Consider the following 26,593-nt stretch of genomic DNA (forward strand, 5'->3'; position numbering starts at 1 on the left):
GCTTGAATCATTTAAAGAAGGAGAAAGTTATTATGGGTATTTATAAAAAGGAACTAGGATGCAGGAAAGGCACTTGTGTCAAACAAATTGCTTTGATATTTGTGCCGTTAATCATGGCCGGTTGTAGCATTACGCCAACAGCAGTTGATCATGAAACGCAATTGAATAATACCTATAAAGGATTACATAATGCGTTCAATGCGCAACAGGCGATTAATCATAAGATTACATTATCTGAAGCGATTGCGCGCACGTTGAAATATAACCTTGACCATAAAGTGCAACAAGCACAATTAATGCTCGAATCGGGTAATTTAAAAGCAGCCTATATGGAAATGCTACCGGCCCTTAATATGGGTGTTGATTACAGCTTTAGAAATAATGATTTAATCCAAAACCTCGTAGACTCCAATGGTCAAGTCGTATCGGGAGATCAGAGCTTCACCCCGCGCGAGGTGATTAATCAATCATACGGTTTGCAATGGAGTTTGTTGGATCTTGGTTTGAGTTACACCAGAGCGCAACAACAAGCTAATCGTGTGATGATAGCCGAAGAAGAGCGTCGTAAGATCACTCAACAATTGATTCAGGAAGTGGTTTCCGCTTACTGGAAGGCGTGGACGGCACAAACGATGATTTCTGAAGTGACTCGCTTTAAGGAAAAAGCAGAATTAGCCTTGAAGCGCTCCAAAGAGGCAGCCAGCAGCAAAGCCAACACCCCGCAAATTGAGCTTGATTATCAACAAGTACTAATTAAAGCGATTCGTAAAATCAATCAATTAAATGCACAAATTGCGGATGCGAAAGCCACTTTAGCGCGTTTAATGAATGCCTCTTTAGGCAGTGAATTTGAGCTAACCAATCCAGGGACTGATTTGGCGCAACTGCCAGATATTAATCCACAGTTTGAAAAAATGGATACTTTAGCATTGATATATCGCCCGGAATTACGCCAAGCTTCATATCAAGCCGAGATTGCCAAAAAAGGGATTCAAGCGGCAATTATCAATATGCTGCCGGGTATTGATTTTACCTTTGGCTATAATGCTACAAATAATGAGTTTATGAAAAACCAATACTGGTTGGGAGGCAACATCGGTGCCTCGCTTAATTTGATTCAAACGGTATTAACCGGTCCATATGCCATTAATCTTGCCAATCAAACGCATAGCTTTGAACAGTTAAAACAAATTGCAACTACGATTACGGTATTAACCCAAGTGCGTATTGCCTATACGAACTATTTATTATGGCAAGAAGATGCTCACTATGCAGTGCAAGAGGCCAAAGTATCGATGTCGCTTTTTGAACATGCTGAAAAACTTGAAAAAGCCAATCAAGGCAATGAGCAAATCACCATACGTCGAGGTATTGAAGCGATTTCGGCACAGTTTGACAAAGATGTCACCTTAGCGCGTGCGCATGAAGCGCTCTCTAAACTCTATCAATCAATTGGTTTAGATATCATGCCTGCTGAAGCGCGCAATATGCCGTTAGCTGAGCTTGAGAAAAAAGTCACCTCGGTGCTCAAAGCACAAAGCCAAGGTGAGTTTAATCATCAGATTGATAAAGCCTATGCGGATATTAAGCCAACTTTAGATAAGATCAAAAGTGATATGTTGTTAGAAAGATCAGAGAAAGACAAATCAGAAGATCAAGAAAAACCAAAAGTGCTAGATAATAAAGAAGATGCATCGGCTAAGGATAACGCCAAGATAAAAGAATAGAAATAGCGCAATTAACCACCGTAGTACCTCATCCTTTAAATAAGTAAATATTATGTCGCCTGTAGAACTCTCCCCTTATATGTCCATTTAAATGGCTTAGCCAATACATCATTAAAGTACCCAATAAATGCCGTTATTTTATCTTTAAGCTCAACTGTTGACTTCGTAGATAAACGTTTAAGTAATCGCTTAACCAAAATGCTAAACCATATCTCAACTTGATTAAGCCATGAAGCATGTTTCGGTGTATATACAAACCGAATACGATGTGAACTATCTTCAAGAAACGCTTTACGTGTTTGCATGTTTTTCAACACGCCATGTTTGCCTTTTTCACCAATATCCACCCCAGTAATACCACACAAATTAAGCACTAGCAAAACCAACGCTTCAGACATGTGCGTATTTAATTGATCAACAACGAAAACCCAATTAGCCTTAGGCTTCGTTTGCACTGTTTGCTCGACATGATTCTTGAAATCTTCTTCCGTTCTGGTATCACCTATGGTTGGAGCAATTATTTTACCTGAAGCAATATCAAAATTTGCAATTAAACATTGTGTGCCATGGCGTTCATAGCTGTTATCAACGCGTTCACAATGATCCAGATTCATTGGAGTGATTTGACGCTCCAATGCCTGTATCCCTGTTTTCTCATCACAACTGACCACTTGAAGCATGTCATTGTCCTTTTCATCATATGCTTTTTGATAGGTGTTGCACACTTGCGCTACTTCATGATCAAATGTGGCTTGATCCTCAATGGGTGTGTGTATCCACTGTTTTACCTTATGGGGCTTTATATCTGCCTGATTTTAAAAAAACATGTAGTTGGGAAATTGAAATGCTGTCCACTATTTGTCGTTTAACTAACTCTGCAGCCAAACTTGGTAAACTCCAATGACTTAAAGGAAGCCCTGATTTTTCTGGTGCTTCGCAAGCAACGCTTATAATTTTACAAATTTGCTCTGCGCTAAACTTTGCAGGTGTTCCTTCTCTAGGTAGATCATCAAGTATTTCGCATATAGCTCGCTCATACTCAATACCTTTTATTTCTTCTCGTTCAAGGCATGCAAGTTTTTCTGAAGCATTATTCCAACGATCACGCCATTTGCCTACCGTGCTAGCTACTATATTCAACTCAGAAAGTGTATCTTTTGTGCGTCTATGATCTGCGCTGTCAAGAATAATCTTGGCTCTTAGTTTATAGCGATATTGTCCCGTATTTGATGTATGCAGTTTTGACAGAATATGTCTTTGTTTTTCAGTCAGAATAATTGCTTGTTTAGCCTTTGCCATTGTCGCTTTAATAGTCAGTCATTTATAAGGATTTATTATACTACATTTTGTCTTTGTTTATTTAGAATATGCAGCAGTAGTAATAATTCAAAAATAAGTTGAGCTTCAATTACTCCCTCTATCAAATGTCAACTAATTAAAATCAACACAAACTACTTCACAACTAACCCCGCAAAATGATTTACGATGGGTATACTATTAGGTTCACTCAGGAGCAACCGCCGATTTGCCATGAGATTCTTTCCAGTAGAATTGGTTCTCAACAATCGGTTGTTGGTTTTGCGGCATCGCATAGTTTTGATTATTTGGATTGTAATAACCCGGTGTTTTCGGCTGACTATCGGCATTCGGCGAGTCAAAAGCGCTAAACTGATTATGTGTGCAGGCGCTTAGTATGATGGCGAATGATCCGATAAATATTGCATTGATTAATTGTTTTCTGGTCATCATGGGATAAATCCTTTTAGTCAAATATCTTCAAAGTATCGTAGATAAAATATCGATTTGCAAGTAAATGCTGGATCATGGTAGAGGTTGTTATTTAAAAAATGATAGAATTGCCAGTGTTATATTAAATAAAAATTGCTTAGGATAAATTCAATGAATCAAATAAAAAAAGTCATGTTGTTAAGTGCGGCATCGCTATTATGTATTAGCGCTTATGCTGATAGTAATACACCTTCAGAGTCAACGATTAGTTTTTCTAAAAGTAGTGAAATCGTCGTTAAGTCAACGACTGCATTGGTAAATGTTATTGTCAATGCAACGGCTTTGCAGGGCGATAATACGATTATTCAAAAAGCAGCGATTCAAAATCTATCAGGTGTTTTACCTAAGATTGACTGGAAGGTGGTAGATTACAAAGAAAAGCAAGCAGATAGCGGTGCGCAAAATATCCGATTGGTTATTCAAGCGCGTTTAACCAGTGAAGAAATCAAAACCTTGCAAAAAGAGTTAAAGAACAATAACTCAAATAATAGCCGCTTCAAAGTTGAGGTCGTTAATTTTGACCCAACCGCTGAAATGTTAGATCAAGCCAAAGATAATACGATGATTTCGATGTATCAATCGATTGAACAATATGTCAATGACTTCAATAGCAAAACCAATAGCCATTATTTTATTCGTTCAGTCAATTATAGTGTTAGTCAATCTTCTGTTGAGCCGCGTGCGGTGATGTATACCAAAGTGAATATGCTAGCAGATGCCGCGCCAAGCAATAACGATAATCTGAGCGTTTCGAAAAAAATGGTGATGAATGCTTATGTGACGTTGGCACAAAAGGATGATGAACAGGCTGCAACAAAGGATGCAAATATGAAAACAGCGCAAGTATTACCACCTGCTTATTTACAAGTAGCGGGTTTTAAACAATGCTTACAAACCGTTGATAAAGGCACATGGAGTGCATGGTGTATGCCAAAGACGCAACCGCAAGGTTGTAGTGATGCCAGCTGGAAAGCATTAAGTGATTTAAAAGCACAGGGCAAATTAAATGGCATGGATGATTGTGCTAATTAACTTCAATCATTAAAGCGCTTCACCCAAGCTAAACATCGGTACATACATACTAACAACCAAAAAGCCAACGATACAACCTAAAACAATCATGATAATCGGCTCTAAAGCACTACTGAGATTAGTGACAAGCACGTCGACATCTTCTTCATAAATCTTAGCGATATTGGCAAGCATTTCTTCGACTTGCCCTGATTCTTCACCTACTGATATCATCTGTAACATCAGTCCCGGGAAAACATGTGTTTCAGAGGCAGCATGCAGCATCGTTCGCCCTTTGGAGATCTCATCTTTGATAAACAACGTCGCTTTTTCATAGCGTGAATTACCTGTAGCATTAGCAACTGTTGTTAATGCATCAAGCAAGGGCATCCCCGCTGAAGAGGTTGTTTCAAGTGTACGTGCAAAGCGGGCAAGTGAGGACTTTTGAATGACTTTGCCTATGACAGGAAGTTTAAGTAATGTGTAGTCAATCCATACTTGTACTTTAGGGTAGCGCTTTTTAGCTACTTTAAATGCCACAATTGTGGCGACGACGACCACGACTAAAATCCACCAGTATTTCTGACTAAACTCTGAAAGGTCAATCGTGATCTGCGTGATGGTTGGCAGCTTAGTGCCTGAGGAGATAAAAATATCGGCAAATGCGGGTACGGCATAATTAAGTAAAACCCAGGTAACAATAATGGCAACACAAATCACCATAATAGGATAGGTGAGTGCCTTTTTAACTTTCTTTTTAATACTTTGTACAGATTCGCGATGCGAGGCAACGCGATCAAGCATAACATCAAGCGTTCCGGATTCTTCACCGGCAGCACACAGGCTACAGAATAATTTATCAAAGTATTTTGGGTGCATTTTTAGCGTATCACTAAATGAATTACCACTTTCAACGTTTTGTTTGATTTGAATAAGAAGCTTCTTAAACGAGGTGTTTTTGCTTGATTCCATGATCGTATCTAAGGCGCGAATAATCGGAACTCCTGCATGTGCCATGGTTGCCAACTGTCGAGCAAGCAAAGTAATTTCAGCCTCTTTAATACGCTGTGGGAATAGCTCAATTGGTTGTTTTTTGATTTTGCTGATTTTAATCCCATTGCGTTCAATCTGTGCTTTAGCAAGGTCAATATTGATTGCTTCAATAATGCCATTGGTCTTAATGCTACGACGATCATAGCCAGACCATAGAAATGTTTGCTTTTTGATACTGGTTTTTTTTACTGTTTTCATCTATTCACCTTGATCAATACTAGATTGAGGTAACACGATGCGCTTCTTCAATTGAAGTGACACCATGAACTACTTTGATTAAAGCTGATTGTTGTAGATTGTCAATGCCTTCGCGCTGGGCTTGCTCAGCCAAAGTTAATGTGCTGCGCCCTTCGACAATCAAACGGCTCATTGCCAGACTCAGAGGCATTACCTCATATATGGCAACACGCCCACGAAACCCTTTAAAACAACGCGCACAACCCTTTGGATCATTGGTGTATGCGGTAAATTCTTTTTCAACATATTGTGGTCTAATACCCATGTTTAATAACAGCTCACGGGTAATATCAGGGGCTGGTTTTTTGCAATGTGGGCAGAGCTTACGTGCCAAACGCTGAGCAATAATCAGTGACACAGAAGAGATAATATTGTAGTGGGGAATGCCCATGTCCAATAAGCGGTTTAGTGTCTCAGGCGCGCTATTGGTATGTACTGTTGATAATACTAAATGCCCTGTTTGCGCCGCTTTGATTGCAATATCAGCGGTTTCAAAGTCACGAATCTCACCAATCATAATAATATCGGGATCTTGACGTAAAAAAGACTTTAAAGCACGAGCAAATGTAAGTCCTTGTTTGTTATTAATTTGCACTTGATTAATCCCGTTAACATTGATTTCAACCGGGTCTTCAGCGGTAGAAATATTCTTATCAACGGTGTTAATGATGTGCAATCCTGTGTAAAGTGTGACTGTTTTACCACTTCCAGTTGGACCGGTTACTAGAATCATTCCTTGGGATTGCTTTAATGCCGCAAGATAAACTTCTTGTTGATGCGGTTCAAAACCAAGCTTATCAACACTGAGATTTGTTTTGGCTTGATCCAAGATCCTTAAGACAACCTTCTCGCCAAAGGCGGTTGGGCAGGTGCTGACCCTAAAATCAATAACATGCGTCTTAGATATTTTTAATTTAAAGCGTCCATCTTGGGGGATACGCTTTTCTGCAATATTTAATTGCGACATGATTTTGATTCTAGCGGCGGTTCGTGCGGCAATTTTAAGTGGTGGTGTGGCAATCTCTTGCAGCAAACCATCAATACGATAACGAATTCTAAAGTTAGTGGCATAGGGTTCAAAGTGGATATCAGAAGCTCCTTTATTAATCGCATCAACAATAATTTTGTTGATGTATTTGATCACGGGTTCATCGTTATCACCAAAGTCATCATCATCCTCAAAATCATCGGCCTCAACAATATCAAGATCAATTTCCTCAAGGTCCATGCCTTCAAGTGTTTTCATGGCATGATCAGTAGTATTCTCGGTAACTTCTTTGATCAAACGTCTAAGTAGACTGTCATCAACAATGACTTGTTCAATATCTAGATTACTGAAAAAGCGAAACTCACGTACGGCATTTAAGTTTAATGGATCACTGGTTGCTAATAGTAGTGTCTTATCTTTTTTGTAAAGCGGCAAACAGACGTAGTCATTAATCAGGCGCTCATCCAGAAAAGCGCGCGGAAAAAAGTCCAAATCATAAGCATTAAGGTCAAAAAGAGGTAAGTTGAAAAACTGTGATGATTCAATGGCAAATGCATTGGCATCAAGTAGTTTATTGTGAATTAAATGGGTGATGAGCTGCTCATTGCTATTGTCTATTTCATCGATGGCGTGTTCAAGGTCATCATTATTAATAAGGTTTTGGCTAAGTAAAAAACTACTGATTCCGTGCTGAGTCATAAGCAATCAAATGGTTATCCATTACATGCTAGACAGTATAGGTGGAAAAAATGGAATTTTCTATGTGATGGCAAGAATTACTTGCTGATGTATATGGTCTCAGGTGGGGAGTAGTCACCACCTACTTGAGTAAGTTTGTTACCCTTGAACGTTAAAATGAGCTGTTTTTCCGAGCGTGGAGCATCAAATGAGTTTTGGAAGCTATAGATATAATTCCATTGATCTTGTGCAAAAGGATCAATTACATCCGGTGTCCCTAAGATATATTTGATTTGTTCTTTGGTCATCCCCGGTTTAATCTGTTTCATGATGCCTTGAGAGATGATCTTGCCTTGCTGAATGGGTGGTGTGTACGGAGTAAAAATGCTACACCCCGAAAGTAGAAGCGTGCCACAGGTAGCAAAAAAAATAAGTTGTTTTTTCATATTTATAACTTTTATCACTCAAATTATGTATTGGGTTATACGCCAAAGAGACCATGATCGATTGCTTCACAAAGACAATTTATCACTGTCAATTGTCCCTCGTGGATGCAAGCAACTTGCTCAGAAGGGATGCAAATCTCAAGGTCACTCGACCTGTACATGGCACGTATCTTACCACCATCTTTGCCGGTTAAGCTAATAATATGCATATTTTTTTCGTGTGCTACTTTGATAGCTTCTACGATACTTTCAGCATTTCCTGAGGTGCTCATGCATAATAGAATATCTTCAGGCTGACCTAAGGCGCTAATTTGTTGTGAAAAAGCATAACGAAAGCTATGATCATTGGCAATAGAAGTTAATGCCGCAGTATCACTAGATAGAGAGATTGCGGGTAATGCCGGGCGTTCCATGGAGAATTTATGCAGCAGTTGGGTGCTAAAGTAATTAGAAAGTGCGGCAGATCCGCCACTGCCACAGCTTAAGATCTTCTTGCCAGCTAAAATACTTGATACCAACACTTGACCTGCATGAGCGATGGCATCGGCTAGACCATCGGCAATTAGGATGCTTGTTTGAATTGAGTTGCTGAAATGATCTTTAACGCGATCTGAGAATTCCATATTTAAATTCCTGCCATCTAAGCATTGATATAACTATAAGATTTGATTAATCTGCCACAATAACATTTTTAGGTCAAATGGCTTTACGGAAATAATCAATGTTAAAACACAAAGGTGCTATTGTTAATACACTCAAAAGTGCATGGCAGATGTATCGTGCAACACTAAAATCGTGCTTTTTATTGGCAATGGTCAGCGCGGCGATTGCTGAGTATTTTAAACTGTATGCTCTAAATTCTGGTGTTGGTGAGGCAATACAAAGCTATATGCAGTCAGGGAAATTGCCAGATAGCTTACCAGATGCGCAATTCTTGGCGTTTTTAGGTCTATTTTCAATGTTTGTGACCATGTGCGTTTATGGGCTTTTGGTATGTGTTGGCGGTAATTACCTTAAAGAAGGTGTGGCGCAAAAAGAGACAATCAAAAAAGCGTCCATCATTTTCAAAAAGCGCTTTCCTTTATTCTTGATGGTTTGCATTTTAAATGGCTTTCTATGGTTCTTGGCGAGCTTCTTAAATATATTTGGTCTGTGGTTAGCAGCAAGTTTCACGTTGATCTTATTACCCACAGTGCTTCTTGGTAATGTCGGTGTCATGATGAGCTTTCGTGAGAATTTTCGCTTATTAACAGGCAACCTTCTTTATGCCTTGCAATTAGGCTTTATTGTTATGTTGGTGCTTTTACTTAAATATGTTGTCTACGCGTTATTTATGGCAATAGGTCATGCAGGTGACATGAACTTTGGCATTGAGCATGTTGTTATTGTTTTTGTTGATGCACTCACTTTGCCACTTATCATTATGATTATGGTCGCTGCATTTGATGAGCTTAATGCGCGTGATGATATGCCTATAAGCCAAAGGTAAATTATGATGAAGCCTATAAAGTCTGTGTATAAGCTGATTGCGATCGTTTCGTTGGTTTTGATTGTTGTCATTGTGACGCTATATTGGCGCATGTCGCACCAAGACTCAAAAGCTTTACCAGGTTATATTGAGGCGAATTTAAGTTATATTTCATCCAGTGTTTCAGGTCGATTAGTCAGTCTCGATGTGCACAAGGGGCAGTTGATTAAAAAAGGTCAGTTACTTTTCACCTTGGAGAAGGCGCCGTATCAGTTGCAAACGGAGGTGGATAAGGCGTCAGTGCTAGCGAATCAGTATACTTATGAGGATTTACTTACAGGGAAGCGTAGACCTTATATTGATCAAGTTGAAGCTGAAATTAAAAAAGCACAGGCTGATCTTGAGTATGCTAGGTTAAGCTATGAGCGATCACAGACTTTAATAAAAGATGGTAGTATTTCCCAACAAGCCTACGATTTAGATCTCTCTAAATACAACCAAGCAGTAGCGCAATTAGAAACACTTAAAGCAGAATTGGTAACCTATAAGCTTAAGGCGCGTGAAAAACAGATTCAAAGTGCCAAAGCAAAGGTTGTGTCAAGTCAAAAAAATCAAGCACTTTCGCAGTGGTATGCTGATCAGACAAATATTGTTGCCAAAAGTAATGCGATGGTTTTTGATACCTATTATTGGCCAAATGAGGAAGTTCAAAGCTATAAGCCAATTGTGTCACTATTAATTCCAGAGCAAATAAAACTTATTTTCTATGTGCCTGAGCCTGATCTACATCAAATAGCGATTGGGCAAATGGTTTATTTTCGCGTTGATGGATTAGGTCAAAATAATAGTGCCACGATAAGCTATGTTTCACCTGAAGCAGAGTATACACCGCCGGTTATTTATAGTCAGTCAACACGTGCAGACTTAAGCTTTAAAGTTGAAGCAAAAATTGATAAAAAAGCGATGAAAAACTGGCACCCTGGACAGCCCGTGAGCGTTTATTTGACAAAGGAGTCGTGATGTCTTTGGTCATCGATGTGCAAAATGTCAGTAAAAGCTTTTATGGCAAAAAAGTTGTTAATAATATCAATCTTCAAGTTGAAAAGGGTGATATTTATGGCTTTCTTGGACCTAACGGTTCTGGTAAAACAACCACTATTCGGATGATTTGTGGACTGCTTGAGGTTGATAGTGGTCAGGGTACTTGTTTGGGCTATGATATTAAAACTCAAGGGAGTCTCATTAAGCAAAAGGTTGGCTACATGACACAACGGTTTAGTCTTTATGCTGATTTGACGATAGAAGAGAATCTGAATTTCTTTGCGCGACTTTTTAATGTAGCTAATCGCAAAGAGAAAGTTCAGCGAATTATTGAGCAGCTAGAGATTGGTCAGGCACGTAAAAAACAATTAGCAGGGACGTTATCAGGTGGCTGGAAGCAGCGACTTGCTCTAGGTGTGGCAACCATTCATGAACCTGAGTTGTTGTTATTAGATGAACCAACAGCAGGTGTTGACCCTAAGGCGCGACGTGATTTTTGGGATGAAATTTTTCGATTGTCTCAACAAGGAATTACGACACTGGTAAGTACACACTATATGGATGAAGCTGAGCGTTGCAATAAATTGGCTTATATTGCTTATGGTGATTTGTTGGTTAGTGGCACATGCGCGAAAGTGATAGATTTGGCGGGATTGAGAACATGGGTTGTCCGCGGGAAAAATTTATCACAGTTGCGTGTAGACTTAGCGCAAAACAATAAAATTGTTCAGGTTTCAGCTTTTGGACTTGATTTGCACGTTAGTGCGTTAAAAAATACTGATATTAACGATGTGCTACAGCAAAATTGTCACTATGAATGGCAAGAGATTAAACCTTCCTTAGAAGATGTGTTCATTCATTTAATGCAGCAGCATCAGGATAATTTCTCATGAAGTTTCAATATGGTTTTAGTTTGCAGCGCTATATCGCTGTGATGATGAAAGAATTTACGCATATGCTACGTGATAAGGTTACCATTGGTATGGTGGTTGGAATTCCTTTGATTCAATTAATTTTGTTTGGATTTGCGATTAACACCAATCCGCGGCATTTGCCTACCGTTTTGAATGTTTATGACAACACACCGCAAGTAAGGCAATTAGTTTCGGCGTTACAAAATAGTCAATATTTTGATATCAAATATGTGAATATTGCCAAAGAAGAAGCGCAAACACTGATGCAAGAAGCCAAAGCTCAGTTTGTTGTTGAGATTCCTGCAGGTTTTACAAAAGAGATGTTGCGTGGTCAAAAGCCACAAATACTTTTAGTTGCTGATGGCAGCGATCCTTCTGCTTCAGGTAATGCGATTAATGCGCTTAAAGATTTAACAAATACAGTTTTCACGCGTGACTTTAGTAAAAATGGTTTCTCATATCTGCAGTCAGGTCAGTCAGCATTCAGCGTGGTTGTGCATAATAAATATAATCCTGAACAGATTACTCAGTACAATATTGTGCCTGGTTTGGCAGGTGTTATCCTAACGATGACATTGGTAATGGTGACAGGTCTTGCAATTACGCGTGAGCGTGAAGTTGGGACGATGGAGTCTCTTTTGGCAACGCCTGTGCGCCCGCTTGAAGTTATTTTGGGTAAAATTACACCCTATATACTGGTGGGTTATGCGCAGTTATGCCTGATTCTTTACGCAGCAATAATGCTCTTTAAGGTGCCTTTCTATGGTAATGTGCTTTTACTGATTATAGCGACTTTGCCGTTTATTATAGCCAATCTTTTGGTTGGCATTACCTTTTCAACCATTGCCAAGACGCAGCTTCAGGCAATGCAGATGACATTCTTTTTCTTTTTGCCTTCGCTGCTGTTGTCAGGTTTTATGTTCCCATTTTATGGCATGCCAGTTTGGGCGCAGTATATTGGTGAGGTATTGCCGCTAACGCATTATTTGAGAATCATCAGAGGAATTGTGTTAAAGGGTAATGAATTTGCCCAAGTATTTTCTAGTGTGTGGCCAATACTCATCTTTGTGTTGATGGTTGGCGTAATATGCATTAAGCGGTATCGTCAAACATTGTAAATTTCTATTAAACGGGATGTGTTTTGACCGATTTTAAATAAAAACACAAAAAGATGAAAAAAGGGGTTGCGGGGTTGGAATTGGTGTGTATAATGGCACCTCGTTCTTGGCGAGAATGTTCGCGAGAATGCCTTGGTAGCAAGGTTTAAGAGATGTTTAAAGAGATATAAAATGTAGATACTTAAATACTTTGAGCAAGAATTTTTGCGGGTTGTTAGTTCTTGTTTTAGGACTGGAGTTAATGATCTAAGGATTTAAACTGAAGAGTTTGATCCTGGCTCAGATTGAACGCTGGTGGTATGCTTAACACATGCAAGTCGAACGGGTTCGGAAGACAGAATACAGAAGACAGAAGGCAGTAATTATGAGTGCAGCAAGCTGCACGATTATTTTAAATTTAAAATAATCATCGCAAAGCGATACAAATGATCTGTCCTCCGTCTTCAGTCCTCTGTCTTCTGGCTAGTGGCGGACGGGTGAGTAACGCGTAGGAATCTGCCGTATAGTGGGGGACAACAGTTGGAAACGACTGCTAATACCGCATGACACCTTCGGGTCAAAGGTAGCACTTATGTGCTGTCGCTGTACGATGAGCCTGCGTTGGATTAGCTAGTTGGTTGGGTAAAGGCTGACCAAGGCGATGATCCATAGCTGTTCTGAGAGGAAGATCAGCCACACTGGGACTGAGACACGGCCCAGACTCCTACGGGAGGCAGCAGTGGGGAATATTGGACAATGGGGGCAACCCTGATCCAGCAATACCACGTGTGTGAAGAAGGCCTTAGGGTTGTAAAGCACTTTAGTTAGGGAGGAAGGTTGTTAGGTTAAGAGCTAGATAATTTGACGTTACCTAAAGAATAAGCACCGGCTAACTCCGTGCCAGCAGCCGCGGTAATACGGAGGGTGCGAGCGTTAATCGGAATTACTGGGCGTAAAGGGTTCGTAGGTGGTTAGATAAGTCAGATGTGAAAGCCCTGGGCTCAACCTGGGAACTGCATTTGATACTGTTTAACTAGAGTTTACTAGAGGATTGGGGAATTTCCGGTGTAGCGGTGAAATGCGTAGAGATCGGAAGGAACATCAATGGCGAAGGCAACAATCTGGGGTTAAACTGACACTGAGGGACGAAAGCGTGGGTAGCAAACAGGATTAGATACCCTGGTAGTCCACGCTGTAAACGATGAGTACTAGCTGTTGGATCTGGTGTAAAAGATTTAGTGGCGCAGCTAACGCGTTAAGTACTCCGCCTGGGGACTACGGCCGCAAGGTTAAAACTCAAAGGAATTGACGGGGACCCGCACAAGCGGTGGAGCATGTGGTTTAATTCGATGCAACGCGAAGAACCTTACCTGCCCTTGACATCCATAGAAGAATTCAGAGATGGATTTGTGCCTTCGGGAACTATGAGACAGGTGCTGCATGGCTGTCGTCAGCTCGTGTTGTGAAATGTTGGGTTAAGTCCCGCAACGAGCGCAACCCTTATTTTTAGTTGCCATCATTAAGTTGGGCACTCTAGAGAGACTGCCGCTGATAAGGCGGAGGAAGGTGGGGACGACGTCAAGTCATCATGGCCCTTACGGGCAGGGCTACACACGTGCTACAATGGGCATTACAGAGGGAGGCGAAGGTGCGAGCTGGAGCGAAACTCAGAAAGGTGTTCGTAGTCCGGATTGCTCTCTGCAACTCGAGAGCATGAAGTCGGAATCGCTAGTAATCGCGGATCAGAATGCCGCGGTGAATACGTTCCCGGGTCTTGTACACACCGCCCGTCACACCATGGGAGTGGGTTGCAAAAGAAGTAGATAGTCTAACCCTACCACTTTTATTATTTTGATATGTTGATGATTGTTTGTTGGCTGTTGAGATGGTAAAAGTGGTAGGGGGGACGTTTACCACTTTGTGATTCATGACTGGGGTGAAGTCGTAACAAGGTAGCCGTAGGGGAACCTGCGGCTGGATCACCTCCTTAAAGGTACGAAAGTACAAAGAATATAAGAAAGTGCGAGAAGTATTTAAGTGTTTACAATTGATGTTTTTTAGTCCGGAAGACAGAAGGCAGAAGACAGAAGACAGAAATTGAGTCAAGCGAGCTTGAAGGGTTAATATTTAAATTAATTCATCGCGAAGCGATTCGAATACTGTCCTTTGTTCTCAGTTTTCTGTTTTCAGGCATGGGTCTGTAGCTCAGCTGGTTAGAGCGCACCCCTGATAAGGGTGAGGTCGGTAGTTCAAGTCTACTCAGACCCACCATATCAGAAGACAGAGGACGGAAGACAGAAGACAGTAATTTTGAGTGCAGTGAGCTGCACGATTTTTATTTTAAAGAATCATCGCGAAGCGATACAAAGATCTGTTCTCTGTCATCTGCTCTCTGTCCTCTGAATTGGGGCCATAGCTCAGCTGGGAGAGCGCCTGCTTTGCACGCAGGAGGTCAGCGGTTCGATCCCGCTTGGCTCCACCATCCAGATGACGGAAGACAGAGGACAGAAGACGGAGTTTGAATCAAGCAAGCTTGATGGTTTTAATGTTTAAATTGAATCATCGGTGAGCGTGGAATTATCTGTCATCAGTCCACAGTCTTCGGTCATCCGAAACAGAGATCTTTAACAATTTATTATAGAGTAATGACCAAGAGAATAAGCGCAAACGGCGGATGCCTTGGCAGTCAGAGGCGATGAAAGACGTGATAGCCTGCGAAAAGCTTCGGGGAGTTGGCAAATAAACATTGATCCGGAGATGTCTGAATGGGGGAACCCGATCAGAAGACAGAGGGCAGAGGACAGAAGTTTTTTGTTTTATCTATGCCTTATGTCTTCTGATCATTCAGATGGCGGAAAATAGCGGATTGGAAACAGTAAGTTGATTTTAGAAACGTGATATTTAATTTTAAATTTAAGTAATTATTTTTAAAGTTTAAGGTATCGCACAGCGATTCAACAACTGTCTTCTGTCTTCTGTTTTCCGTCATCTGAAGGCGAACGTGGGGAACTGAAACATCTAAGTACCCATAGGAAAAGAAATCAACCGAGATTCCCTTAGTAGCGGCGAGCGAAGGGGGAGTAGCCTTGTATATTTTAGCGTATAGATTAGTTGAACATTCTGGGAAGGATGGCCATAGCAGGTGATAGCCCTGTAGACGAAAATTTATAGGTGGAACTAGATATACGAATAAGTAGGGCGGGACACGTGAAATCCTGTTTGAAGATGGGGGGACCATCCTCCAAGGCTAAATACTACTGACTGACCGATAGTGAACCAGTACCGTGAGGGAAAGGCGAAAAGAACCCCGATAAGGGGAGTGAAATAGAACCTGAAACCGTTTGCGTACAAGCAGTCAGAGCATTTTTAAGAGATGTGATGGCGTACCTTTTGTATAATGGGTCAGCGAGTTACTTTTAGTGGCGAGGATAACTGCATAAGGGATCCGTAGCGAAAGCGAGTTTTAATAGAGCGGCTAGTCGCTAGGAGTAGACCCGAAACCGACGCGATCTATCCATGACCAGGTTGAAGGTTGGGTAACACCAACTGGAGGACCGAACTCGGTAATGTTGCAAAATTATGGGATGAGTTGTGGATCGGAGTGAAAGGCTAATCAAGCGCGGAGATAGCTGGTTCTCCCCGAAAACTATTTAGGTAGTGCCTTGTGAATGACTCGTTGGGGTAAAGCACTGTTTCGACTAGGGGGGTTTTGCGACCTTACCGACTCGATGCAAACTTAGAATACGACGAAGTTGAATCACAGGAGACACACGGCGGGTGCTAAGGTCCGTCGTGGAGAGGGAAAGAGCCCAGACCGCCAGCTAAGGTCCCCAAGTTATCGCTAAGTGGGAAACGATGTGAGAAGGCATAGACAGCCAGGAGGTTGGCTTAGAAGCAGCCACCCTTTAAAGAAAGCGTAATAGCTCACTGGTCGAGTCGGCTTGCGCGTAAGATTTAACGGGGCTAAGCGATACACCGAAGCTGCGGATTCAGAGGACAGAAAACAGAAGACAGAGGACAGAATAATGAAAGCTATAGAGAAGTTTGAAGACTTAATGGTTTTTCAGAAAGCATATAAAGTTTCATTGGAAATACACAAGCTAAGTTTAGAGATGCCTAAAGTTGAGCAATATGCTCTGGCAGATCAAGTAAGGCGAGCGAGTAAATCAATTTGTGCAAATATTGCGGAAGGATTTGGTAAGCAGAGTATATCCAAAGTTGATTTTAAGCGTTATTTAGCAATAGCGATTGGGTCAGCGGAAGAGATGCGAGTATGGATAAGATATTGTTACGATTTGGATTATATTGCTAAGTCTGATTGTGAAAGATTTAGTGATGAATATCGAGATATAGCAAAGATGTTAAGTGGTCTTCATAAGAAATGGATGTAGTTTTGATTTATCTGTTTTCAGTCATCTGTCATCTGTCCTCTGAGTGGTAGGGGAGCGTTCTGTAAGCTGAAGAAGGTGAATTGAGAAGTTTGCTGGAGGTATCAGAAGTGCGAATGCTGACATGAGTAACGATAAATAAGTGAGATTCTTATTGGCCGAAAACCCAAGGTTTCCTACGCAATGTTAATCAACGTAGGGTAAGTCGGCTCCTAAGGCGAATCCGAAGGGAGTAGTCGATGGGAAACAGGTTAATATTCCTGTACCGATTGTAATTGCGATGGAGAGACGGAGAAAGCTAGGTCTGCCCGGCGGATGGTTGTCCGGGTGAAAGCGTGTAGGTAGTGTATTTAGGTAAATCCGGATACATGTTGATCTGAGGCGTGAGACGGAACTAAACTTTTCGGAGTTTAGCCAAGAGATTGATGCTCTGCTTCCAGGAAAACCTTCTAAGCATAGATTATGATTGACCGTACTGTAAACCGACACAGGTGGGTGGGTAGAGAATACCAAGGCGATGAGAGAACCCAGGTGAAGGAACTAGGCAAAATGACACCGTAACTTCGGGAGAAGGTGTGCCCCGTTAGGGTGAAGGATGAACATCTGGAGCTTGAAGGGGTTGCAGATATCAGGTGGCTGCGACTGTTTACTAAAAACACAGCACTCTGCGAACTCGAAAGAGGAAGTATAGGGTGTGACGCCTGCCCGGTGCCGGAAGGTTAATTGAAGGGGTTATCCTACCACTTAATTATTTTGGAGTTTGATATGTATTATGTATACGTGATTTATTCAAAAGCGTTAGATAATTTTTACTTGGGTTATAGTAAAGACCTAAGAAGGAGAATTGATTCGCATAAGTCAGGTAGAAGTAAATACACAAGTCAGACGAGAGATTGGATTCTTGTCTACTACGAAGCTTATGCAAGTGAGAAGCTTGCTAGGTTGAGAGAAGCTAAGTTAAAGCGAGCGAATCGAATGAGGGTTTTGCTATATCAGCGCTTAAGAGAAGAATTGACAGAGTAATTAAGTGGTAGGAGAAGCTCTGGATCGAAGCCCCGGTAAACGGCGGCCGTAACTATAACGGTCCTAAGGTAGCGAAATTCCTTGTCGGGTAAGTTCCGACCTGCACGAATGGCGTAACGATGGCCACACTGTCTCCATCTGGGACTCAGTGAAATTGAAATCGCAGTGAAGATGCTGCGTACCCGCGGTTAGACGGAAAGACCCCGTGAACCTTTACTATAGCTTTGCACTGGACTTTGAAAATATTTGTGTAGGATAGGTGGGAGACTATGAATTCAGGGCGCTAGCTCTGGAGGAGTCGACGTTGAAATACCACCCTGATATTTTTGGAGTTCTAACTCAGGCGGAAGCCGAGGACAGTGTATGGTGGGTAGTTTGACTGGGGCGGTCTCCTCCCAAAGAGTAACGGAGGAGTACGAAGGTGCACTCGGTGCGGTCGGAAATCGCACCAAGAGTATAAAGGCAAAAGTGCGCTTGACTGAGAGAGTGACGGCTCGATCAGGTACGAAAGTAGGTCTTAGTGATCCGGTGGTTCTGAATGGAAGGGCCATCGCTCAACGGATAAAAGGTACTCCGGGGATAACAGGCTGATTCCTCCCAAGAGTTCATATCGACGGAGGAGTTTGGCACCTCGATGTCGGCTCATCACATCCTGGGGCTGAAGCAGGTCCCAAGGGTATGGCTGTTCGCCATTTAAAGTGGTACGCGAGCTGGGTTTAGAACGTCGTGAGACAGTTCGGTCCCTATCTGCCGTGGGCGTAGGAGATTTGAGAGGGTTTGTTCCTAGTACGAGAGGACCGGGATGAACGAACCGCTGGTGTTTGGGTTGTCTCGCCAGAGGCATTGCCCAGTAGCTACGTTCGGAATGGATAACCGCTGAAAGCATCTAAGCGGGAAGCCAGCCTCAAGATGAGATCTCCCTATTGGAGGACAGAACACAGAGGACAGAAGACAGAATATGGATCAAGCAAGCTTGATGGTTTTAATATTTAAATTAGATCATCGCGAAGCGATTCGATTATCTGTCATCAGTCTTCAGTCATCTGTTCTCTGATCTGAAGGGTTGTTGAAGACTACGACGTTGATAGGCTGGCTGTAGAAGTGCAGTAATGTATGAAGCTAACCAGTACTAATTGCCCGAGAGACTTGGTTATTACTCTATGATAGATTGTTAGAGGTTTCTGTAAAGAAGCTTAAGATTTTGGCGGTAATAGTGTTTAGGTACCACCTGACTCCATTCCGAACTCAGAAGTGAAACTGAATAACGCCGATGATAGTGTGGCATTCGCCATGTGAAAGTAGGACACCGCCAAATTATTCGACATTGAAAGACGATGGGACATCGCAAAATAAACTAATAGCACAATATCAAAAGGCACCTAACGGTGCCTTTTTGCTTTGTGGATTCCGAGTTTCTTAAAAAAGCTTTCTTTATATTTGTATCTTGGCAGCCATCCCGTATATCATGTTGTCGGAGTTACTGATAAGGAGATGTATTCATGTCACAATATATTTTAACACTCGATCAAGGTACAACGAGTTCACGTGCGATTATATTTAACCAAAAAGGTCAAGTGGTTGAAATGGCACAACAAGAGTTCAGGCAAATTTATCCAAAACCAAGCTGGGTTGAGCATGACCCTAAGGAAATTTGGAGCACACAGGCTGGAGTTGCTGCAACTGCGATTACTAAAGCGGGTATTAATGGTAAGAATATTGCCGCTATTGGCATTACCAATCAACGTGAAACAACGATTGTTTGGGAGCGTGATACAGGTAAGCCGATTTATAATGCAATTGTATGGCAGGACAGACGCACAGCGGATTTTTGTAATAAGTTAAAAGCTGAAGGTCATGCCAAAATGATCCAAGAAAAGACAGGTCTTGTGATTGATGCCTACTTTAGTGCCTCTAAGATCAAGTGGATTCTTGATCATGTTGATGGTGCACGTGAAAAGGCCAAGCAAGGTAAATTATGCTTTGGTACGGTCGATACTTGGCTTATGGCTAAATTTACCAACCTACGCCTACATGCAACAGACGCAAGTAACGCAAGTCGCACAATGCTTTATAATATCCATACCAATCAATGGGATGATGATTTATTGAAATTATTTGATATTCCTAAAGAGATGATGCCAGAGGTCAAATCCTCAAGTGAAGTTTATTCGCAAACTGCCACTACGCTCTTTGCGACAAAAATTCCAATAGCAGGTGTGGCAGGAGATCAACAAGCGGCATTATTTGGTCAAATGTGTACTGAACCTGGAATGTTAAAGACAACCTATGGTACGGGTTGTTTTATGATGATGAATACAGGAGACACCCCAGCAGTTTCAAACAATAACTTATTAACAACAATTGCTTGGCAGTTAAATGGCAAAACCACCTATGCGCTAGAAGGTAGTGTCTTTATGGGTGGTGCTGTTATTCAGTGGCTAAGAGATGAATTAGGAATTTTGCAGAATGCCGCTGACAGTGAAAAGTTAGCATTAACGGTTGCTGATAATGGTGGTGTTTATTTAGTGCCCGCAATGGCAGGTTTGGGTGCGCCGCACTGGGATCAATCAGCACGTGGTTCAATCTTTGGTTTAACGCGAGGTAGCTCTAAAGCGCATATTGCGCGCGCAGCACTAGAGAGCATTGCTTATCAAGTAATGGATATCGTTAGTGCCAAAGTCTCAGATACGGGTATTCATTTGACTGAAATGCGTGTGGATGGAGGGGCTGTGGCAAATAACTTTTTAATGCAATTTCAAGCGGATATGCTTAATGCTAAGGTTATTCGCCCACAAGTATTAGAGACAACCGCATTAGGAGCTGCTTATTTAGCTGGTCTTGCTGTTGGTTATTGGTCAGATGTTAATGAATTAAAATCATTATGGTCAGTTGAAAAGGAGTTTACAAGCTCACTTAATAACGAACTACGCACACAATATACTAATTATTGGCACAAAGCCGTGACAAGAGCAAAAGGATGGAGTGAAGAATAATGATGCAAGTTCCAAAATATCAGCAAGGCATTTTAGAAAATTTACCGTCATCGGCGATTTATTTATTTTTTGTCTTAGAGGATAAAAGCAAATTAAATGAAGTGATGCAAAGCTTACGCCAACTTATTGATGGTCAATCTACCGTGATTGGTTTAGGTGAGACGCTTATGCATAAAACGGAGCTAAAAAATGATTTCAAAGCATATACGCCAACCGTAAAGCAGCAAAAACTTGCGCCTAAAACACACTGTGATTTAGTGCTTTGGTTGAGAGATAATGATCAAGGTATGTTAATGCATAAGGCGCGTCAAATGATTGCTGTTGCAAATGGTGCCTTTAAGTGTACCGATATATCACGTGCTTGCACTTATTTAACCTATGAGCAAGAAGGCAAAATGGTTGATCATGATTTGTCTGGCTTTGAAGATGGTACCGAGAACCCTAAAGATGATGAGCAATTTAATACTGCGATTGTTGTCAGTGATGATAAAAGTTTGGATGGTTCGAGTTTTTGGAGTATTCAAAAGTGGCAGCATGACTTTAGTTGGCTTGATAAAGCGAGTCAACAGGTCAAAGAAGAACTTATTGGGCGAAGCTTGGATGATAATCGTGAATTTGAAGATAATAAGCCGTTTGCCCATGTAAAACGCACGGCACAAGAGAGCTTTGATCCTGAAGCGTTTATGTGGCGCCGATCGATGCCATGGATTAATGATCAGCTTGAAGGAGGTCTAATATTCTCGTGCTTTGCCACGAGCTTTTATCCATTTGAGGCACAATTTGCGCGGATGGCAGGTGACGAAGATGGCATTGTCGATGGATTGTTTAAGTTCTCAAAGGTACTGTCAACTCAGTTTTTATGGTGCCCACCTTTTGTTAAAGGTAAGTTGGTTTTACCTAAGTTTATCAATAATTAATTTGCTTCTAGTGTCGCAATTTTGGTAACAACGGCTAACACTTCAGTGGCAACTTTAAGCTCAGAGACCGTTGGCAACGAAGGTGCAATGCGGATATTGCAATCTTTTGGATCCTTGCCATAAGGATAAGTGGCTCCTGCATTAGTTAATTTAACACCCGCATCTTGCGCCATTTTGACGATTTTCTTAGCAAGTCCTGGTTGGCTGTCAAAACTAATGAAATAGCCACCTTTAGGCTCATGCCACTGTGCAAATTGACCATTTGTGCCAAGCTCAGTGCTCAGCACTTCATTCACAATATCAAACTTAGGTTTTAAAATAGCGGCATGTTTTGCCATGTGTTGCATAAAAGCCTCTTTATTTGGAAGAAGCCTTAAGTGGCGTAGCTGATTAATCTTATCATGACCAATGGTTTGTGTTTTTAAATGTTGTACTAACCAATCATAATTGCCTTTATTAGCGGCAATAACGGCAACGCCAGCGCCAGCATAGGTAATTTTTGAGGTTGAAGCAAACATAAATACACGATCTGGATTACCTCTTGTGCTACACTCGCTAAGAATATCAAGGATCTCAGCTTGATCCTGCATATCTAGGTGGTGTACAGCATAGGCATTATCCCAGAAAATTCTAAAGTTACTTGCTGATGTTGTCATCGCAGCAAGACGCTTGATCGTATCATTACTGTAGCTTTCACCCGTTGGGTTGCTGTACTTAGGTACACACCACATGCCTTTGATACTGCTGTCATTGGCAACAAGTTTTTCCACTTGATCCATATCTGGACCATTGCCAGTTAAAGGGATATTGATCATCTCAATGCCGAAAGACTCACAAATGGCAAAATGACGATCATAACCAGGGGTTGGGCATAAAAATTTGATTTTCCCTTGTTCAGACCAACTTTTTGCCTGATTTGGCAGTTTGTGAATGAGCGCTTTAATGATCGTGTCATACATCAAATTAAGTGATGAGTTGCCACCAACAATTATTTGGTCAGTATTAATACCAAGAACATCAGCAAAAAGTGTTTTGATTTCAGGAAGTCCTGTAAGTAAATCAGGCGGACTGTAATTGCGATAATCAGGTGCAACAACGACATCCTGATGGTTAAGATTGTTAAGCAATTCATCGGATAGATTAAGCTGCTCAACACATGGCTTGCCACGTGTCATATCAAGTTTTAAACCCTGATCAATAAAAGATTGGTGCCGTGTCTTTAGTTGTACCAGTTCATCTTTGATTAAAGTTGCAGTCATTACTTATTTCCCCCAAGCAATCAAAAGATAGATGTAGATGCCAATATATAACAAGAAGAATACAAAGGGCATATAAGTTTCAATACGTTTAAGTGGCGTGAAAGAGCCTTTTTGCAGTGCAGTAACGCGCTCAGCGGAAAAAATTGGACTGGAAGGTAGACGTTTTTCGAGTGCGCCAATGACTTGTTCTTTGATGTTAACCGTATGGCGATAAAAACGTACCACTCGCCACCAACAGTAGCAAATGGCTAATAATCCCAACAAAGGCAAGACTAGTAAACCAAGTGATAATTCAGTGCTTGAGCGACTAATGCCAAGCGCCATAATGCCAACGATGGCGATATTGGTGATAAGGAAAAATAGGTTGATTGATACGCGGCGGAAGCTTGCGCGATCTGCCATCTCAACGTAGATTTTATATTGTTCTATCAACAGTGAATAGTATTGTTCATTACTGAAATGATCTTGTTCTTCATTCCATAAATTATCCATGTTGATGTTATCATAACGACTCATGAATGATTAACTCCAATTTGTTATCAGTTTTACATCACTCAGATTAGCAGATTTGCAGGCAATGGACTATGGCAAAATGGCGTATTGTTTAATAAAAAATGATGAACTGGGTTCTAGGAATAAAGTATTGCATGACAGTTCATTAGCTTATGAAGTTTGTCAATAATCTTACACGCTAATCGTGTTAACGCTGCAATCATTGTGATACCATAGGTCGGTAAATTTTAGATTAAAGAAAGTTTAGAATAATCAGAATAAAAAGGTGATTTATGGCTAAAGGTACAGTAAATAAGGTGATTTTGCTTGGACGATTGGGTGCGGATCCTGAGGTGCGCTATATGCCAAGCGGTATGTCAGTAGCGAATTTGCGACTAGCCACCAATGATGGCTATAAAGATCGCCAAACAGGGCAGTTTGTTGAAAATACAGAATGGCATCGTGTGGTGGTCTTTGGAAAGCAGGCAGAAACAGTTGCTCAGTATACACAAAAAGGTTCATTACTTTATATTGAAGGGCGTATTCGCACGAATAAATGGCAAGATCAAAACGGTCAAGAGCGTTATACAACTGAGATTGTTGCCAATGAAATGCAACTAATGGGTGGGCGAAGTGATAGTCAAAACAATGCTAACCCTCAGCAAGGCTATTCGCAGCCACAATTTAACCAACCATCAGCGCAACCACAGCAGCCTGCAGCTGGTGCATTCAATCAGGCGCCACAACAACAAAATAAGCCGCAAGCACAACCGGATTTGAGTCAACTTAATGACTTTGATGACGATGATATTCCTTTCTAATATTCGGTAGTTGTCCTATGCATAGCGAGTTTATTGAGTTAACCCAATCTGACCCAATGCGTTGGGATATTAAATATAGCTATGATGATAATATCGCAGGCAGGGGTATAGCAGGCTATTATGCGAATAAATGCTTGATGACTAAAGCCTGTTACGCTGCATTGCAGCAGGTGGCTCAAAGTGTAGCTAAGCATAAGTTGAGCTTATTGATTTGGGATGCTTATCGACCTGCTAAAGCCGTTGATGATTTTTGGCAATGGGCACAGGATCCCCATGATAATCACACGCAACGTCAGTATTACCCTAACTTAAGTAAAGCTGACTTATTTGGGCAAGGCTATTTTAATAAAACATCAAAGCATTGTAGTGGCAGTACGGTTGACTTAACTTTGGTTAATCAACAGGGCAAAGCGCTGGATATGGGTACGATCTTTGATTATATGGATCCCTTATCTCACCCCGACAATAATGAAGTTTCAAAAGAAGCAATTGCCAATCGAGCATTATTGCGTCAAGCAATGTTAAATGCTGGGTTTGAACCAATAGCGACAGAATGGTGGCACTTTCGATTGCTCGATGAGCCATTTGCTAATCAAATGTTTGATTTTGATATTGTGTAATTAAAAAAGAACAGGGATGTCGATGAGTAATAACAAGGTTAATGAAACTAAAGAATTCTTAGACGCTCTATTAATTGGGCGCGATAATAATGCGTTGGGTGAGTTTCTAACACCTGATTGTTTGGCTTTGACTGACTATGGCATTGCTTTTGGTCGTGATGAAATAGCCATGGATCTTTCTTTTTATTTTCAATCAGTTGATGTCAGATCACTTGATTTTTTGCAACAAGCGCATTGTGCCGACACCACCGTATTGCAGTTCTCTGAAAACTGTGAACATATTGGTGAGTTTTGCGGTATAGAAACCACAGGCAAGAAATTTGTTTTTAATGCTTCAATTATGTTGCGCTGGCAAGAGGATAAAATTAAAGAATATTCGTTATCACCGGATATGGCGGGTGTTTTTGCACAGATTACGGATGATAAAACCGCTGCAAAAACGCTAGAGGCATTGAATGAATCAAACAGCCGTTGTTATGCAATGTTAGCAAAGCTTTATGTTTTAATTAACGCGCAAGGACTTTATCTGACAAAGCAACAAATTAAATGTCTGGCTTTGTATTTTGAGGGTTACAGTACAGTTGTAAGTGCCAGAATATTGCAGTGTTCAGTTGGCACAGTGCGCACGCATATTCGTAATATTCAGGAGCTCTATCGTAGCCATTTTCCAGGGAATATTGAAGCATGGTTTAAAAAACAGGGGTTATTTCAGAATATGCGCCGTTATGCGCGTTTGTTACGATAATTATAAGGGTTTATGAAAGCTAATAAAAGCCGGGTGAATGATTAGTGAATAATGATTATCATCGACATATTTACGCTTAGCATATTCCATAACATCTGCATTGAATGGCTCAATCCCTTTTTGTAAAAGTTGTTGATACATTTCATAGGTGAAGCTGTCCTCTAAGATTGAGAAGCGGCAAATCTGGTACATTTCATCCAAGGTTGTTGTATTGTAAAAAGCATCAGTTATCTCGAGATGATAGTTAATCTTATGTTTGTTAGCAATTGCCTTGAGAAGCTTATAGCACTTATATTGTGGGTTGTAACTTATGCATTTTTCATAGTGCTCACCCTTATTAGAGGGCACTACAAACATTAATACGCCTCCTGGAGCGAGCGCTTTATATGCCTTTAATGCAAAAGTCTCCCAGTCTTTTTCATCAACGTGATAGAGCACATGTGAGCATAATATAAAGTTATACTGCTCGGTTAATTCGGTTTCTTGGAAAGTTTGATTGATCACGGTTAGATCATCAATTGATTTTAATAGACTTGCGTAAGTAGGATTAGGTTCGATCGCCAGAGTATTATTAAAGTGTGGTGAAATCTTATTGGTAATTTTACCCTCGCCTGCACCAATGTCTAAAAAACAATTACAGTTGATGGTAGATAAAACCTCTTTCGTAATATGATCTATGATTTGCTTAGAGTTATCATGTTTTTGCAGGATTTTATAAATCTTAGCATATTCTTGTGCTGTATGTATGGTTGCCATTATTTTACTCTTGTTGTGTGGTTTATTAGATTGCAAAGTATGTACGAGCGGCTTTTAAAGCTATAACCCCTTAAGCTTTAAAAGCGCTGTACAATCGGCCCCCACCGTAATAGGTTAGCATGTGGAAAGAT

Annotated in this window: 21 protein-coding genes, 2 tRNA genes and 3 rRNA genes; 16 read left to right on the forward strand and 10 right to left on the reverse strand. The window is 41.0% G+C overall.

Annotated features, from left to right (window positions below):
* The first annotated feature begins 32 nt into the window (after nucleotides 1–32).
* Entirely contained in the window at nucleotides 33–1,727 is a 1,695-nt protein-coding gene (locus tag ACZ5V8_RS00140; protein WP_464217881.1) for a TolC family protein, read from the forward strand.
* Between the two features lie 50 nt (nucleotides 1,728–1,777).
* Here the strand turns inward: ACZ5V8_RS00140 and ACZ5V8_RS00145 are convergent, their stop codons facing one another.
* The 3 genes from ACZ5V8_RS00145 to ACZ5V8_RS00155 all read right to left on the reverse strand — a co-directional run bounded on the left by ACZ5V8_RS00145 (nucleotide 1,778) and on the right by ACZ5V8_RS00155 (nucleotide 3,476).
* Complete coding sequence (locus ACZ5V8_RS00145; RefSeq protein WP_464217023.1) at nucleotides 1,778–2,452, reverse strand: transposase; 675 nt, start codon at nucleotides 2,450–2,452, stop codon at nucleotides 1,778–1,780.
* A gap of 64 nt (nucleotides 2,453–2,516) precedes the next feature.
* Nucleotides 2,517–3,026: a helix-turn-helix domain-containing protein gene (locus ACZ5V8_RS00150; protein WP_464217022.1), complete on the reverse strand. Its 510-nt coding sequence runs from the start codon at nucleotides 3,024–3,026 to the stop codon at nucleotides 2,517–2,519.
* A 204-nt stretch (nucleotides 3,027–3,230) separates the two neighbouring features.
* Nucleotides 3,231–3,476, reverse strand: coding sequence for a hypothetical protein (locus ACZ5V8_RS00155; protein WP_464217882.1), 246 nt, complete (start codon nucleotides 3,474–3,476; stop codon nucleotides 3,231–3,233).
* A 150-nt stretch (nucleotides 3,477–3,626) separates the two neighbouring features.
* On the opposite strand from ACZ5V8_RS00155, the gene ACZ5V8_RS00160 reads away from it, so the two are divergent.
* Nucleotides 3,627–4,547 (forward strand): hypothetical protein, encoded by a 921-nt coding sequence (locus ACZ5V8_RS00160; RefSeq protein WP_464217883.1) that lies wholly within the window; start codon nucleotides 3,627–3,629, stop codon nucleotides 4,545–4,547.
* Between the two features lie 9 nt (nucleotides 4,548–4,556).
* On the opposite strand, the gene ACZ5V8_RS00165 is transcribed toward ACZ5V8_RS00160, so the two are convergent.
* From ACZ5V8_RS00165 to ACZ5V8_RS00180, 4 genes are all read right to left on the reverse strand, one after another.
* On the reverse strand, nucleotides 4,557–5,777 hold the full coding sequence (locus ACZ5V8_RS00165; RefSeq protein WP_464217884.1) for a type II secretion system F family protein: 1,221 nt from the start codon (nucleotides 5,775–5,777) through the stop codon (nucleotides 4,557–4,559).
* A 19-nt stretch (nucleotides 5,778–5,796) separates the two neighbouring features.
* On the reverse strand, nucleotides 5,797–7,503 hold the full coding sequence (pilB, locus tag ACZ5V8_RS00170) for a type IV-A pilus assembly ATPase PilB (protein WP_464217885.1): 1,707 nt from the start codon (nucleotides 7,501–7,503) through the stop codon (nucleotides 5,797–5,799).
* Between the two features lie 77 nt (nucleotides 7,504–7,580).
* Nucleotides 7,581–7,928: an outer membrane protein assembly factor BamE gene (locus tag ACZ5V8_RS00175; protein WP_464217886.1), complete on the reverse strand. Its 348-nt coding sequence runs from the start codon at nucleotides 7,926–7,928 to the stop codon at nucleotides 7,581–7,583.
* Between the two features lie 35 nt (nucleotides 7,929–7,963).
* Nucleotides 7,964–8,551 carry a D-sedoheptulose-7-phosphate isomerase gene (locus ACZ5V8_RS00180; RefSeq protein ID WP_464217887.1) on the reverse strand — a complete coding sequence of 196 codons (588 nt, stop codon included), beginning with the start codon at nucleotides 8,549–8,551 and terminating at the stop codon, nucleotides 7,964–7,966.
* A 98-nt stretch (nucleotides 8,552–8,649) separates the two neighbouring features.
* Between ACZ5V8_RS00180 and ACZ5V8_RS00185 the strand changes: the two genes are divergently transcribed.
* The 11 genes from ACZ5V8_RS00185 to ACZ5V8_RS00235 all read left to right on the forward strand — a co-directional run bounded on the left by ACZ5V8_RS00185 (nucleotide 8,650) and on the right by ACZ5V8_RS00235 (nucleotide 21,769).
* Nucleotides 8,650–9,417, forward strand: a complete 768-nt coding sequence (locus tag ACZ5V8_RS00185) for a hypothetical protein (RefSeq protein WP_464217888.1) — start codon at nucleotides 8,650–8,652, stop codon at nucleotides 9,415–9,417.
* Between the two features lie 3 nt (nucleotides 9,418–9,420).
* Entirely contained in the window at nucleotides 9,421–10,416 is a 996-nt protein-coding gene (locus ACZ5V8_RS00190; protein ID WP_464217889.1) for an HlyD family secretion protein, read from the forward strand.
* Nucleotides 10,416–11,330: an ABC transporter ATP-binding protein gene (locus ACZ5V8_RS00195; protein ID WP_464217890.1), complete on the forward strand. Its 915-nt coding sequence runs from the start codon at nucleotides 10,416–10,418 to the stop codon at nucleotides 11,328–11,330. The genes ACZ5V8_RS00190 and ACZ5V8_RS00195 overlap by 1 nt, the downstream gene beginning before the upstream one ends.
* A complete protein-coding gene (locus ACZ5V8_RS00200) occupies nucleotides 11,327–12,469 on the forward strand; it encodes an ABC transporter permease (protein WP_464217891.1) in 1,143 nt (380 codons plus the stop codon). The genes ACZ5V8_RS00195 and ACZ5V8_RS00200 overlap by 4 nt, the downstream gene beginning before the upstream one ends.
* Nucleotides 12,470–12,725: 256 nt before the next feature.
* Nucleotides 12,726–14,438: ribosomal RNA gene (locus tag ACZ5V8_RS00205) — 16S ribosomal RNA — on the forward strand.
* Between the two features lie 204 nt (nucleotides 14,439–14,642).
* Nucleotides 14,643–14,719: transfer RNA gene (locus ACZ5V8_RS00210), tRNA-Ile, on the forward strand.
* 135 nt (nucleotides 14,720–14,854) lie between these two features.
* Nucleotides 14,855–14,930: transfer RNA gene (locus ACZ5V8_RS00215), tRNA-Ala, on the forward strand.
* A gap of 165 nt (nucleotides 14,931–15,095) precedes the next feature.
* Nucleotides 15,096–19,013 (forward strand): 23S ribosomal RNA (locus tag ACZ5V8_RS00220).
* 46 nt (nucleotides 19,014–19,059) lie between these two features.
* Nucleotides 19,060–19,174: ribosomal RNA gene (gene rrf, locus ACZ5V8_RS00225) — 5S ribosomal RNA — on the forward strand.
* Together the 16S, 23S and 5S rRNA genes with 2 tRNA genes alongside form the textbook arrangement of a ribosomal RNA operon.
* Nucleotides 19,175–19,358: 184 nt before the next feature.
* On the forward strand, nucleotides 19,359–20,852 hold the full coding sequence (gene glpK, locus ACZ5V8_RS00230) for a glycerol kinase GlpK (RefSeq protein WP_464217892.1): 1,494 nt from the start codon (nucleotides 19,359–19,361) through the stop codon (nucleotides 20,850–20,852).
* Nucleotides 20,852–21,769 (forward strand): Dyp-type peroxidase, encoded by a 918-nt coding sequence (locus ACZ5V8_RS00235; protein WP_464217893.1) that lies wholly within the window; start codon nucleotides 20,852–20,854, stop codon nucleotides 21,767–21,769. Before glpK ends, ACZ5V8_RS00235 begins: the two co-directional genes overlap by 1 nt.
* Here the strand turns inward: ACZ5V8_RS00235 and ACZ5V8_RS00240 are convergent.
* A complete protein-coding gene (locus ACZ5V8_RS00240; RefSeq protein WP_464217894.1) occupies nucleotides 21,766–23,028 on the reverse strand; it encodes an aspartate aminotransferase type Ic in 1,263 nt (420 codons plus the stop codon). The genes ACZ5V8_RS00235 and ACZ5V8_RS00240 overlap by 4 nt on opposite strands.
* Nucleotides 23,029–23,031: 3 nt before the next feature.
* Nucleotides 23,032–23,544, reverse strand: coding sequence for a RipA family octameric membrane protein (locus ACZ5V8_RS00245; protein WP_440617567.1), 513 nt, complete (start codon nucleotides 23,542–23,544; stop codon nucleotides 23,032–23,034).
* 269 nt (nucleotides 23,545–23,813) lie between these two features.
* On the opposite strand from ACZ5V8_RS00245, the gene ssb reads away from it, so the two are divergent.
* The 3 genes from ssb to ACZ5V8_RS00260 are packed head-to-tail and all read left to right on the forward strand — an operon-like array spanning nucleotide 23,814 to nucleotide 25,706.
* Nucleotides 23,814–24,341, forward strand: coding sequence for a single-stranded DNA-binding protein (gene ssb / locus ACZ5V8_RS00250; protein ID WP_464217895.1), 528 nt, complete (start codon nucleotides 23,814–23,816; stop codon nucleotides 24,339–24,341).
* Between the two features lie 17 nt (nucleotides 24,342–24,358).
* Nucleotides 24,359–24,961: a M15 family metallopeptidase gene (locus ACZ5V8_RS00255; RefSeq protein WP_464217896.1), complete on the forward strand. Its 603-nt coding sequence runs from the start codon at nucleotides 24,359–24,361 to the stop codon at nucleotides 24,959–24,961.
* Between the two features lie 22 nt (nucleotides 24,962–24,983).
* Nucleotides 24,984–25,706 (forward strand): ester cyclase, encoded by a 723-nt coding sequence (locus ACZ5V8_RS00260; RefSeq protein ID WP_440617570.1) that lies wholly within the window; start codon nucleotides 24,984–24,986, stop codon nucleotides 25,704–25,706.
* Here ACZ5V8_RS00260 and ACZ5V8_RS00265 read toward each other — a convergent pair whose 3' ends face one another.
* Nucleotides 25,707–26,462, reverse strand: a complete 756-nt coding sequence (locus ACZ5V8_RS00265) for a class I SAM-dependent methyltransferase (RefSeq protein WP_464217897.1) — start codon at nucleotides 26,460–26,462, stop codon at nucleotides 25,707–25,709.
* Nucleotides 26,463–26,593: the final 131 nt, after the last annotated feature.

Source organism: Cysteiniphilum sp. GTC20157 (assembly GCF_055396795.1).

Bases quoted from the DNA above. Each gene is read 5' to 3' on its own strand.
- ACZ5V8_RS00260 (WP_440617570.1), top strand. From the start codon at position 24,984: ATGAGTAATAACAAGGTTAATGAAACTAAAGAATTCTTAGACGCTCTA.
- ACZ5V8_RS00245 (WP_440617567.1), bottom strand. From the start codon at position 23,544: ATGAGTCGTTATGATAACATCAACATGGATAATTTATGGAATGAAGAA.
- glpK (WP_464217892.1), top strand. From the start codon at position 19,359: ATGTCACAATATATTTTAACACTCGATCAAGGTACAACGAGTTCACGT.
- ACZ5V8_RS00255 (WP_464217896.1), top strand. From the start codon at position 24,359: ATGCATAGCGAGTTTATTGAGTTAACCCAATCTGACCCAATGCGTTGG.
- ACZ5V8_RS00140 (WP_464217881.1), top strand. From the start codon at position 33: ATGGGTATTTATAAAAAGGAACTAGGATGCAGGAAAGGCACTTGTGTC.
- ACZ5V8_RS00155 (WP_464217882.1), bottom strand. From the start codon at position 3,476: ATGATGACCAGAAAACAATTAATCAATGCAATATTTATCGGATCATTC.
- ACZ5V8_RS00195 (WP_464217890.1), top strand. From the start codon at position 10,416: ATGTCTTTGGTCATCGATGTGCAAAATGTCAGTAAAAGCTTTTATGGC.
- ACZ5V8_RS00160 (WP_464217883.1), top strand. From the start codon at position 3,627: ATGAATCAAATAAAAAAAGTCATGTTGTTAAGTGCGGCATCGCTATTA.
- ACZ5V8_RS00165 (WP_464217884.1), bottom strand. From the start codon at position 5,777: ATGAAAACAGTAAAAAAAACCAGTATCAAAAAGCAAACATTTCTATGG.
- ACZ5V8_RS00200 (WP_464217891.1), top strand. From the start codon at position 11,327: ATGAAGTTTCAATATGGTTTTAGTTTGCAGCGCTATATCGCTGTGATG.
- ACZ5V8_RS00190 (WP_464217889.1), top strand. From the start codon at position 9,421: ATGATGAAGCCTATAAAGTCTGTGTATAAGCTGATTGCGATCGTTTCG.
- ACZ5V8_RS00175 (WP_464217886.1), bottom strand. From the start codon at position 7,928: ATGAAAAAACAACTTATTTTTTTTGCTACCTGTGGCACGCTTCTACTT.
- ACZ5V8_RS00185 (WP_464217888.1), top strand. From the start codon at position 8,650: ATGTTAAAACACAAAGGTGCTATTGTTAATACACTCAAAAGTGCATGG.
- pilB (WP_464217885.1), bottom strand. From the start codon at position 7,503: ATGACTCAGCACGGAATCAGTAGTTTTTTACTTAGCCAAAACCTTATT.
- ssb (WP_464217895.1), top strand. From the start codon at position 23,814: ATGGCTAAAGGTACAGTAAATAAGGTGATTTTGCTTGGACGATTGGGT.
- ACZ5V8_RS00240 (WP_464217894.1), bottom strand. From the start codon at position 23,028: ATGACTGCAACTTTAATCAAAGATGAACTGGTACAACTAAAGACACGG.
- ACZ5V8_RS00235 (WP_464217893.1), top strand. From the start codon at position 20,852: ATGATGCAAGTTCCAAAATATCAGCAAGGCATTTTAGAAAATTTACCG.
- ACZ5V8_RS00150 (WP_464217022.1), bottom strand. From the start codon at position 3,026: ATGGCAAAGGCTAAACAAGCAATTATTCTGACTGAAAAACAAAGACAT.
- ACZ5V8_RS00265 (WP_464217897.1), bottom strand. From the start codon at position 26,462: ATGGCAACCATACATACAGCACAAGAATATGCTAAGATTTATAAAATC.
- ACZ5V8_RS00180 (WP_464217887.1), bottom strand. From the start codon at position 8,551: ATGGAATTCTCAGATCGCGTTAAAGATCATTTCAGCAACTCAATTCAA.